Origin of the sequence: Cupriavidus basilensis, assembly GCF_029335485.1 — a bacterium.
Taxonomy (GTDB): Bacteria; Pseudomonadota; Gammaproteobacteria; order Burkholderiales; family Burkholderiaceae; genus Cupriavidus; species Cupriavidus basilensis_E.
Window position 1 is genome coordinate 1 of sequence record NZ_JARJLM010000323.1, and the last position, 9078, is coordinate 9078.

Consider the following 9078-nt stretch of genomic DNA (forward strand, 5'->3'; position numbering starts at 1 on the left):
CTCCAATGCCGCTGCCGGCAGCGTGACGCTCGACGAGGTCGCGAGCCTGGCGGCGCTGGCCGAAGCCGGGCTGCCGGCGGTGGCGCATCGCTTGTGCCACAGCGAGGACGACGTGCGGCGGGCGCTGGCGGAACTGGGTGCGCCGGTGGTGGCCAAGGGCGTGTCGCCCGACATCACCCACAAATCCGAACTGGGCCTGGTGCGCCTTGGCCTTGCCGACCAAGCGCAGGCACTGGCCGCCTTCGCCGAGCTCGACCGCACGCTGAGAGGACTGGCCGCCAGCCAGGGCATCCGGCACGGCGGCGTGCTGCTGGCGCGCCAACGGAGCGGCGCCTTCGAGCTGGCGGTGGGCGCGCATATCGACGACGTCTACGGACCGGTGGTGATGGTGGGGCAGGGCGGCGTACTGGTCGAGGCCATCGACGACGTACAGTTCCTGGTCGCGCCGTTCAATGCCACACAGGCCCGCGAGGCCATCGGGCGGCTGCGCATTGCGCGCGCCTTCGGCGCGCAGCGCGGTATGGAGGCGGTCGACATCGACGCGCTGGCGCAAATGCTGGTGCGCCTGGGCGACTGGATGGCGGCGGCGCGGGGGCAGGTTCGCTCGGTGGACGCCAACCCCGTCATGGTGAACCGCGGCGAGGTGGCGCCGGTGCTGGTCGATGCGGTGGTGATCCGCGCGGGAGTCAGCGCATGAATGCCGCTACGAACGCCTATGACACGGTACGGCCGCTGCGCCGCGTGCTGGTCGCCAATCGTGGCGCGGTAGCGGCGCGCATCATCCGCGCGCTGCGCGCGCTCGGCCTCGAGTCGGTTGCGGTGTACTCCGATGCCGACGCCGGCCTGCCCTATCTGCGCGAGGCAGATGTCGCGCTGCGCCTGGGCGAAGCTCCGCCGCTGGCCAGCTACCTCGACCAGGACAAGCTGCTGGAGGCCGCGCGCGCCAGCGGCGCGGATGCGGTGCACCCAGGCTATGGGTTCCTGTCCGAGAACGCTGCCTTCGCCGAGCGCGTGGAAGCAGCCGGCCTATGCTTCATCGGCCCGTCGCCGCACTGGATCCGGCGCCTTGGACACAAGACCGAGGCGCGCAGCTTCATGGCGGCGCAAGGCATGCCGCTGGCGCCAAGTTCCGGCGTGCTGCCCGACGATATGGACACCGTTGCGGCAGCGGCCGCACGCATTGGCTACCCGGTGCTGATCAAGCCCGCCGGCGGCGGCGGCGGCATCGGCATGGTGCCGGTGCGCGACGCGGCCGCCCTGGCGGCGGCCTGGCAGCAAGCCCGCTCGGTGGCGCAGCGCAGCTTCGGCCAGGCGGAGCTGTACCTGGAGAAGCTGGTCGAGCAGCCGCGCCATATCGAGTTCCAGGTACTGGCCGACCGGCACGGCGGCGTGCGCATCCTGTGGGAGCGCGATTGCTCGGTGCAGCGCCGTCACCAGAAGGTCATCGAAGAAGCGCGCGCGCACGGGCTGGATCGCGCCGAAGTCGAGGCCATGGCTGCGCAACTGTCGGCGCTGCTGTCCGGCATCGGCTACGACGTGATCGGCACGGTGGAAATGCTGCATACGCCGGCCGCCGGCTTTGTGTTCCTGGAGATGAATACGCGCCTGCAGGTCGAGCATGCCGTCACCGAGCAGATCGCGGGCGTCGATATCGTGGCAGCGCAGATCCGGCTGGCGCGCGGCGAGCGTATCGGCGACGTGCTGCCGGCCTGCACCGGCGGCGTGCCGGCGCAAGGCCATGCCATCGAAGCGCGCGTCTACGCCGAAGATCCGGTGCGCTTCTTCCCGTCGCCCGGCCCGCTCGAGGTGTTCCGCCCGCCGCAAGGCGAGGGCGTGCGCGTGGAGACCGGCTATGCCGAGGGCTGCCGCGTGACGCCGTACTACGACCCCATGCTGGCCAAGGTCATCGCCACCGGCGCCGGGCGCGACGAGGCCATCGCGAGGTTGCGCGCGGCGCTGGAAGGCTTCGCCATCACCGGTGTCAAGACCAATATCCCGTTCATCCTGCGCGTGCTCGCGCATCCGGACTTCCTGGCCGGGCGTATCGATACCGCGCTGGTCCAGCGTGTGCTGGCCGCTCCGGCACGGCACGACGAAACAGACGAAACAGACGAAACACCTACCGATAAGAGAGTTGCCTGATGAACAAGATCGAAGCCGCGGTCAGCGGCCATGTCTGCGCCGTCTACGTGGAAGCCGGCGCTACCATTGCGGCCGGCGACGCCGTGATGATGATCGAGTCGATGAAAATGGAGATTCCGCTCGAATCCGAATATGCTGGCGTGGTCAGGGCCATCCTGGTGCAGCCTGGCGACGCCGTCGCCGAGGGCCAGGCGGTGGTGGAACTCGAATAAAAGGAAAACGGTTTTGGATAGCAACGCGCAGATTGTCCCGGTGGCGCCGGGCACCCCCGAGAAACCCTACTTCGGCATCGACGTGCCGCTGATGCGCCATCTTGGCTTGCAGCCGGTGCGGATGGAAGAGGGCCTGTGCCACACTCGCCTGCCGGTCAGCCCGTCCCTGGTCAACAGCCGGGGCGACGTGCATGGCGGCACCCTGATGGCGACGCTGGACTTTACGCTGAGCGGCGCCGCGCGCTCGCATGCGCCGCTGGAAACCGGCGTGATCACCATCGATATGTCCACGCATTTTCTCGCCGCGGCGCGCGGTGAGCTGCATCTGGAGGCGCGTTGCATGCGGCGTGGCGCCCGCATTGCCTTTTGCGAGGGCGAAGTCAGGAACGCGGCCGGCGAGGTGGTATGCGTGGCGCGTGCGGCGTTCAAGCTGGTGCCGCTGAGCAGCGGCGGAGACTGAGGCTTCAGGCGTTGCCTGCCGCCGGCCGGTAGACCTGCGCGAAGCGCGCCTGCTGGACAATGCCGTAGTCGCCGGGGGCGTACTGCATCAGCCAGTCGCCGGGCTCGCCACGCAGCACATCGCCGCCGGTGGAGCGCGCGATGCTGAAGGCTGCGTCCATCCGCTTTGCCAGCACCACGCCCGGCTTGTTGCGGTAGGCGCCGTCCTGGCCGTGCGTGCCGGCTTGCAGCGGCTCGTACCTGGCGTCGAAGCGCTCGCGCGATACGACCCAGCGGTCGCCGGTGGAGCCGGTGACGATGGCGTCGCCGGGCTGGTAGCGGTTGGGGCCTTCCAGGCTGAGCAGTTCGCCGGGCGCGGCGGCGAAGGCTACCTGGACGACTTCATGTTTCTGGTAGGGGGCGGCGGCGGGGTCGGTGCGCAGGTCGATGTGGGTCAGGATGGGCATGGTCAGGGATGTCGGCTCGAAGGCTTGGCTACAAAGCCAAAGACAAAAGTCAAAGTCAAAGTCGGTTTCGCCTCCCCTGCGGGGAGGCGGCCTGCTTTCTTGTCTTGCCAGGAAAGCAGGCAAGGAAGGCGCGCCGGATGGGGCTCAAAACCCCCTCGCGGCCAGCCCAAAAGAGCGGCCGGACAGCCTGCTCGCGGGCCGGATCGGTAGTGCTGCCCGCTTCATTCAGCCCAGCACCCTCGGCGCGAACCCGTGATTGAGCGGCCCATTGCCCGCCCCAAGTTCGAAATCCGCACCGGCCACGATCGCATCCGCCACAAAATCCAGCGCCGTTTCCACCGCATCTTCCAACGTATCGCCGCGCGCCAGCTGGGCCGCGATGGCCGCCGCCAGCGTGCAGCCGGTGCCGTGCAGGTTGCGGGTGTCGACGCGCTGGTGCGAAAACACGCGCACGCTGCCGTCGGCGCCCAGCAGCAGGTCGTCCAGGCCATCGTCCCCGGCCTCCAGGTGTCCGCCCTTGAGCAGCACCGCCGGGCAGCCCAGCGCAACCAGATCGCGTGCCGCCTGCTCCATGTCCTCGCGCCGGGCGATCGTGCGGCCCAGCAGGTAGGACGCCTCGGGCAGGTTGGGCGTGACCAGCAAGGCGCGCGGGAACAGCAGGCGCACCATGGCCTGGGTGGTGGCGTCGTCCGCCAGCGTGGCGCCGGAGGTCGAGATCATCACCGGGTCGACCACCAGGCGCCGGATGCCGTGGCGGTCCGCCGCGGCGGCCACGGCCTCGACGATGGCGGCGTTGCCAAGCATGCCGGTCTTGGCCGCGTCCACGCCGATATCGCTGGCCACCGCGTCGATCTGCGCGGCCACCATGTCGGCCGGGATGGCGTGTACGCCGGTCACGCCCAGGGTGTTCTGCGCCGTGATGGCGGTGATCGCGCTCATGCCGTAGCAGCCCAGCGCGGCAAAGGTCTTGAGGTCGGCCTGGATGCCGGCGCCGCCACCGGAATCGGAGCCGGCGATGGTCAGGGTGCGGGGAGGGCGGAGTGTCGTCAGGGTCATGTGTGAGGCGGGCGGCAAAGAAAATCGTGGCCGTGGCGATGCGCACCGCCGCAGGTCAGGCTACAATACCGCCACTCCGAGGAGCGTTGCAACGAATGGACGGTATTGTGCCATTCGCCAGGCTCGGACTGTCTTCAACGGCGCTCGCTGATCCGTGGCATACACACGGAGGCGAGTCGACCTATCCGCCCGCCATGCAGCATGCCGCTTGCCGGCACCGCATGGCGCGGCCGTATTCCCGCACTCGTCCTTCGTCGCCACTCTTCATCGGAGTGAAACATGAACGCAGTGACTGATCTGAAGAACGATTACCTGGTGGCCGACATCAACCTGGCTGGCTGGGGCCGCAAGGAGATCGCCATCGCCGAGACCGAGATGCCCGGCCTGATGGCCATCCGCGACGAGTTCGCCGCCGCCCAGCCGCTCAAGGGCGCGCGCATCGCCGGCTCGCTGCACATGACCATCCAGACCGCCGTGCTGATCGAGACGCTGGTGGCGCTCGGCGCCGACGTGCGCTGGGCCTCGTGCAACATCTTCTCGACCCAGGACCACGCCGCCGCGGCCATCGCCGCCTCCGGCACCCCGGTCTTTGCCTTCAAGGGCGAATCGCTGAAGGAATACTGGGACTTCACCCACCGCATCTTCGACTGGGCGGATGGCGGCACCCCCAACATGATCCTGGACGACGGCGGCGATGCCACGCTGCTGCTGCACCTGGGCGCCCGCGCCGAGAAGGACGCAGCGCTGATCTCCAAGCCGGGCAGCGAGGAAGAAACCTTCCTGTTCGCCGCGATCAAGGAAAAGCTGGCCAAGGACCCGACCTGGTACAGCCGCAACCTGGACGCCATCAAGGGCGTGACCGAGGAAACCACCACCGGCGTGCACCGCCTGTACCAGATGGCGCAAAAGGGCGAACTGCGCTTCCCCGCCATCAACGTCAACGACTCGGTGACCAAGAGCAAGTTCGACAACCTGTACGGCTGCCGCGAATCGCTGGTGGACGGCATCAAGCGCGCCACCGACGTGATGATCGCCGGCAAGGTCGCGCTGGTGGCAGGCTACGGCGACGTGGGCAAGGGCAGCGCCCAGGCCCTGCGCGCACTGTCGGCCCAGGTGTGGGTGACCGAGGTCGACCCGATCTGCGCACTGCAGGCCGCGATGGAAGGCTACCGCGTGGTGACCATGGAATACGCTGCCGACAAGGCCGACATCTTCGTTACCTGCACCGGCAACTACCACGTCATCACCCATGACCACATGGCCAAGATGAAGGACCAGGCCATCGTCTGCAATATCGGCCACTTCGACAACGAGATCGACATCGCCTCGCTGGAAAAGTACGAGTGGGACGAGATCAAGCCGCAGGTCGACCACGTGGTCTTCCCCGACGGCAAGAAGCTGATCATCCTGGCCAAGGGCCGCCTGGTGAACCTGGGCTGCGGCACGGGCCACCCGTCGTACGTGATGAGCAGCTCGTTCGCCAACCAGACCATCGCCCAGATCGAGCTGTGGCAGGAACGCGCAAGCGGCAAGTACCCGGTCGGCGTCTACACGCTGCCCAAGCACCTGGACGAAAAGGTCGCGCGCCTGCAGCTGAAGAAGCTGAACGCGCAACTGTCCGAGCTGACCGAAGCGCAGGCAGCCTATATCGGCGTGAAGAAGGAAGGCCCGTACAAGGCCGATCACTACCGTTATTGATTGTTGATTGCCGGCAGGGCGGCGGGCGATCGCCTGGCCGTCCTGCCCCGCCCCGAATCCGTTTAACCCGAGCGAAGGAATCGTCATGAGATTGCTGGCCGTCTGGATCATCAATGCCGCCGCGCTGTTCGTGGTGGGCAACCTGATCAACGGGATTCACCTTGGCGGCTTCGGTTCGGCCATGATCGCCGCGCTGGTGCTGGGCCTGGTCAACACCCTGATCCGCCCGATCCTGGTGATCCTGACCCTGCCGGTGACGCTGCTGACGCTCGGCCTGTTCATCTTCGTGATCAACGCGCTGCTGTTCCTGTTCGTGGGCAAGCTGCTGGCCGGTTTCGTGGTCACCGGTTTTGGCGCGGCCTTGCTCGGCTCGATTCTCTACAGCGTGATCTCCTGGGCGCTGTCGAGCCTGCTGCTGGGCGAGCGCCGCAGCGCCTGAGGCAATGCATTCCGCGTGGCGCCGTTCGGCGCCTGTGCCAATCTTTCAGCGCGCCGCGCCATAGGCGGCGCGCCACCATCATGCAAGACCGCTACTTCAGCTTTGAATTCTTCCCGCCCAAGACGGCGGAGGGCACCGAGAAGCTGCGCAACACGCGCGCGCAGCTCGCTCCGCTGCACCCCAAGTTCATCTCGGTGACCTTCGGCGCCGGCGGCACCACCCAGCAGGGCACGCTGGACGCCGTGCTGGAAATCCAGCGCGACGGCATCGAGGCCGCGCCGCACCTGTCGTGCGTGGGCTCCTCGCGCGAGAGCATCCGCAATATCCTCCAGACCTATCGCGACGGCGGCATCCGCCATATCGTGGCGCTGCGCGGCGATATGCCTTCCGGCATGGGCGAGATCGGTGAGTTCCGCTTCGCCAATGAGCTGGTGGCGTTTATCCGCGCCGAGACCGGCGACTGGTTCAATATCGAGGTGGCGGCCTATCCGGAGTACCATCCGCAGGCCAAGTCGCCACGCCACGACCTCGAGAATTTCGTGCGCAAGGTCAAGGCCGGCGCCAATTCGGCCATCACCCAGTACTTCTTCAACGCCGACGCGTACTTCCGTTTCGTCGACGACGTGCGCGCCATGGGCGTGGAGGTGCCGATCGTGCCGGGCATCATGCCGATCACCAATTCCTCGCAGCTGATGCGCTTCTCCGAAATGTGCGGCGCCGAAGTGCCGCGCTGGGTGGCCAAGCGGCTGGAGAGCTTCGGCGACGACCGCGAGTCGATCCGCGCCTTTGGCCTGGATGTGGTCACGGCGCTGTGCGAGCGCCTGCTGGCGGCCGGCGTGCCGGGCCTGCATTTCTATACGCTCAACACCGCCAGCGCCACCAAGGCCATCTGGCAACGCCTGAAGCTCTGAGGCGCCGGCCAGCCGACCCGCCAGCGTCATGCCAGCCCGCCGCCCCGATCCCTTCATCGACCATCTGCTCGACCTGATGGGGCCGCTGGCGGCGCGCATCGGCCCGATCACCACGCGCCGCATGTTCGGCGGCCATGCCCTCTACTACGACGGCCTGGTGTTCGCGCTGGTGCTGGGCGGGCGCTGCTACCTGAAGGTCGACGACAAGACCCGCGCCCGCTTCGAGGCCGAGGGCGGCGAGCCCTTCCGCTACAGCCGCGCCGGGCGCGAGATCGCCATGCACCACTACCTGAGTCCGCCGCCGGCCTGCCTGGAATCGGCCGAGGCCATGACGGCATGGGCGCGGCTGTCGGTGGAGTCCGCGCTGCGGCTGGCCAACCAGGCTCGCTGAGCGCAGCGCGTGCGGCGCCCGGGCCGGCGGTGGCATACTCTGCTCCATGGCCAGCGCCGTCGATGCCGTTACCGCCACGTTTCGTTTCTACGAGGAACTGAACGACTTCCTGCCGCGTGCCCAGCGCGGCCGGGACTGCGTTTGCGCCTGCGCGCGCGCCGCCACCGTCAAGCACATGATCGAGGCATTGGGCGTGCCGCATACCGAGGTCGAGCTGATCCTGGTCAACGGCGAGTCATGCGGTTTCGACCGCCTGCTGCAGGACCGCGACCGCGTCTCGGTCTATCCCAGGTTCGAAGCCTTCGACATCACGCCGTTGCTGCGCGTACGCGGCGAGCCGCTGCGCACCACGCGCTTTGTCGCCGACGCGCACCTGGGCGGGCTGGCCCACCTGCTGCGCATGACCGGCTTCGACACCCTCTACGACAATCATTTCGCCGACAGCGAGATCGAATCCATCGCCATGCGCGAGGGCCGCATCGTGCTCACGCGGGACCGCGAGCTGCTTAAGCGGCGCGGCGTGACCCACGGCTGCTATGTCCGCGCCATCAAGGCGACGCCGCAGTTGCGGGAAATCTTCTCCCGGCTCGACCTGGGCCGCAGCGCGCGGCCGTTCTCCCTGTGCCTGGACTGCAACGCGCCGTTGCGCCGGATCGACAAGACGGAAGTGGACGGCCGCGTGCCGCCGGGCGTGCTGGCGCGGCACGACCGCTTCGCGACGTGCGCCTGCTGCCGGCGCGTGTTCTGGGAAGGCTCGCACTGGCGGCGCATGCGCGCACTGGTGGACGAGCTGCTGCCGCCCGGCACGGCCTGACCTGGACGTCCGCAAGCCCGCAAGCTCAGAAAGCGCCGGCCTCGCTGACCACCCAGTCCATCGGCAGGTCGTGCGCCTGCGGCGCCAGCGCGATGCGGCAGGCTTCGTGGCCGATGCCGATCGCCAGCGGTGTGCTGCCGGCGGCGGCCAGCGCCGCCAGGGTGCGGTCGTAGAAGCCGCCGCCATAGCCAAGACGGAACTTATCCGGGCTGAAACCGACACATGGAATCAGCAGGACGTCGGGCAGCAGGGGCGGCGTGCCGTCGGGCACCGGAATGCCATAGTGCCCGGTGGCCATCGGCGTGGCCGGCTCCCACCGGTGGAAATCCAGCGGCGCGCCGGGGCGGCTGACCACCGGCAGGGCTGCCTGCCGCCCCGGGCCGGCGGCGAGCCAGCGGGAGACCACGGCGCGGGCGTCGAACTCTTGCCGGATCGGCCAGTAGAAGCCCAGCCGGTGCACCGGCAGGCGCTCCAGCAGGGCGGCGAGTCCGGCCTCGATGCGGGCGTCGG

At 68.3% G+C, this 9078-nt stretch carries 12 protein-coding genes and 1 riboswitch; of the genes, 9 read left to right on the forward strand and 3 right to left on the reverse strand.

The annotated features are described in order from the left end of the window. The 4 genes from P3W85_RS18980 to P3W85_RS18995 form a co-directional block, all read left to right on the forward strand. A partial coding sequence (locus tag P3W85_RS18980) for an acetate--CoA ligase family protein (protein ID WP_276265931.1) occupies positions 1 to 697 on the forward strand: 697 nt, incomplete at its 5' end. Next, positions 694 to 2142 (forward strand): acetyl-CoA carboxylase biotin carboxylase subunit, encoded by a 1449-nt coding sequence (locus tag P3W85_RS18985; RefSeq protein ID WP_276265932.1) that lies wholly within the window; start codon positions 694 to 696, stop codon positions 2140 to 2142. The genes P3W85_RS18980 and P3W85_RS18985, both read left to right, overlap by 4 nt. Further along, a complete protein-coding gene (locus P3W85_RS18990; protein WP_017227264.1) occupies positions 2142 to 2354 on the forward strand; it encodes an acetyl-CoA carboxylase biotin carboxyl carrier protein subunit in 213 nt (70 codons plus the stop codon). Before P3W85_RS18985 ends, P3W85_RS18990 begins: the two co-directional genes overlap by 1 nt. Positions 2355 to 2367: 13 nt before the next feature. Continuing rightward, a complete protein-coding gene (locus P3W85_RS18995; protein WP_017227265.1) occupies positions 2368 to 2814 on the forward strand; it encodes a PaaI family thioesterase in 447 nt (148 codons plus the stop codon). Positions 2815 to 2818: 4 nt separating this feature from the next. On the opposite strand, the gene P3W85_RS19000 is transcribed toward P3W85_RS18995, so the two are convergent. Together P3W85_RS19000 and thiD are read right to left on the reverse strand one after the other, a co-directional pair. Further along, on the reverse strand, positions 2819 to 3259 hold the full coding sequence (locus P3W85_RS19000) for a PGDYG domain-containing protein (RefSeq protein WP_276265933.1): 441 nt from the start codon (positions 3257 to 3259) through the stop codon (positions 2819 to 2821). Positions 3260 to 3484: 225 nt separating this feature from the next. Further along, positions 3485 to 4315 carry a bifunctional hydroxymethylpyrimidine kinase/phosphomethylpyrimidine kinase gene (gene thiD / locus P3W85_RS19005; protein ID WP_276265934.1) on the reverse strand — a complete coding sequence of 277 codons (831 nt, stop codon included), beginning with the start codon at positions 4313 to 4315 and terminating at the stop codon, positions 3485 to 3487. Between the two features lie 72 nt (positions 4316 to 4387). After that, positions 4388 to 4468, forward strand: a riboswitch (S-adenosyl-L-homocysteine riboswitch). Between the two features lie 126 nt (positions 4469 to 4594). Here thiD and ahcY point away from each other — a divergent pair. The 5 genes from ahcY to P3W85_RS19030 all read left to right on the forward strand — a co-directional run bounded on the left by ahcY (position 4595) and on the right by P3W85_RS19030 (position 8568). Then, a complete protein-coding gene (gene ahcY, locus P3W85_RS19010; protein WP_017226150.1) occupies positions 4595 to 6013 on the forward strand; it encodes an adenosylhomocysteinase in 1419 nt (472 codons plus the stop codon). Positions 6014 to 6098: 85 nt separating this feature from the next. Next, a complete protein-coding gene (locus P3W85_RS19015; protein WP_017226151.1) occupies positions 6099 to 6452 on the forward strand; it encodes a phage holin family protein in 354 nt (117 codons plus the stop codon). Between the two features lie 80 nt (positions 6453 to 6532). Next, positions 6533 to 7363 carry a methylenetetrahydrofolate reductase [NAD(P)H] gene (gene metF / locus P3W85_RS19020; RefSeq protein ID WP_017226152.1) on the forward strand — a complete coding sequence of 277 codons (831 nt, stop codon included), beginning with the start codon at positions 6533 to 6535 and terminating at the stop codon, positions 7361 to 7363. A gap of 28 nt (positions 7364 to 7391) precedes the next feature. After that, positions 7392 to 7754 (forward strand): TfoX/Sxy family protein, encoded by a 363-nt coding sequence (locus P3W85_RS19025; RefSeq protein ID WP_017226153.1) that lies wholly within the window; start codon positions 7392 to 7394, stop codon positions 7752 to 7754. A gap of 46 nt (positions 7755 to 7800) precedes the next feature. Continuing rightward, on the forward strand, positions 7801 to 8568 hold the full coding sequence (locus P3W85_RS19030) for a Mut7-C RNAse domain-containing protein (RefSeq protein ID WP_276265935.1): 768 nt from the start codon (positions 7801 to 7803) through the stop codon (positions 8566 to 8568). A gap of 25 nt (positions 8569 to 8593) precedes the next feature. On the opposite strand, the gene P3W85_RS19035 is transcribed toward P3W85_RS19030, so the two are convergent. Continuing rightward, the coding region (locus P3W85_RS19035) for a 5-formyltetrahydrofolate cyclo-ligase (RefSeq protein WP_276265936.1) at positions 8594 to 9078 on the reverse strand (485 nt) is incomplete at its 5' end.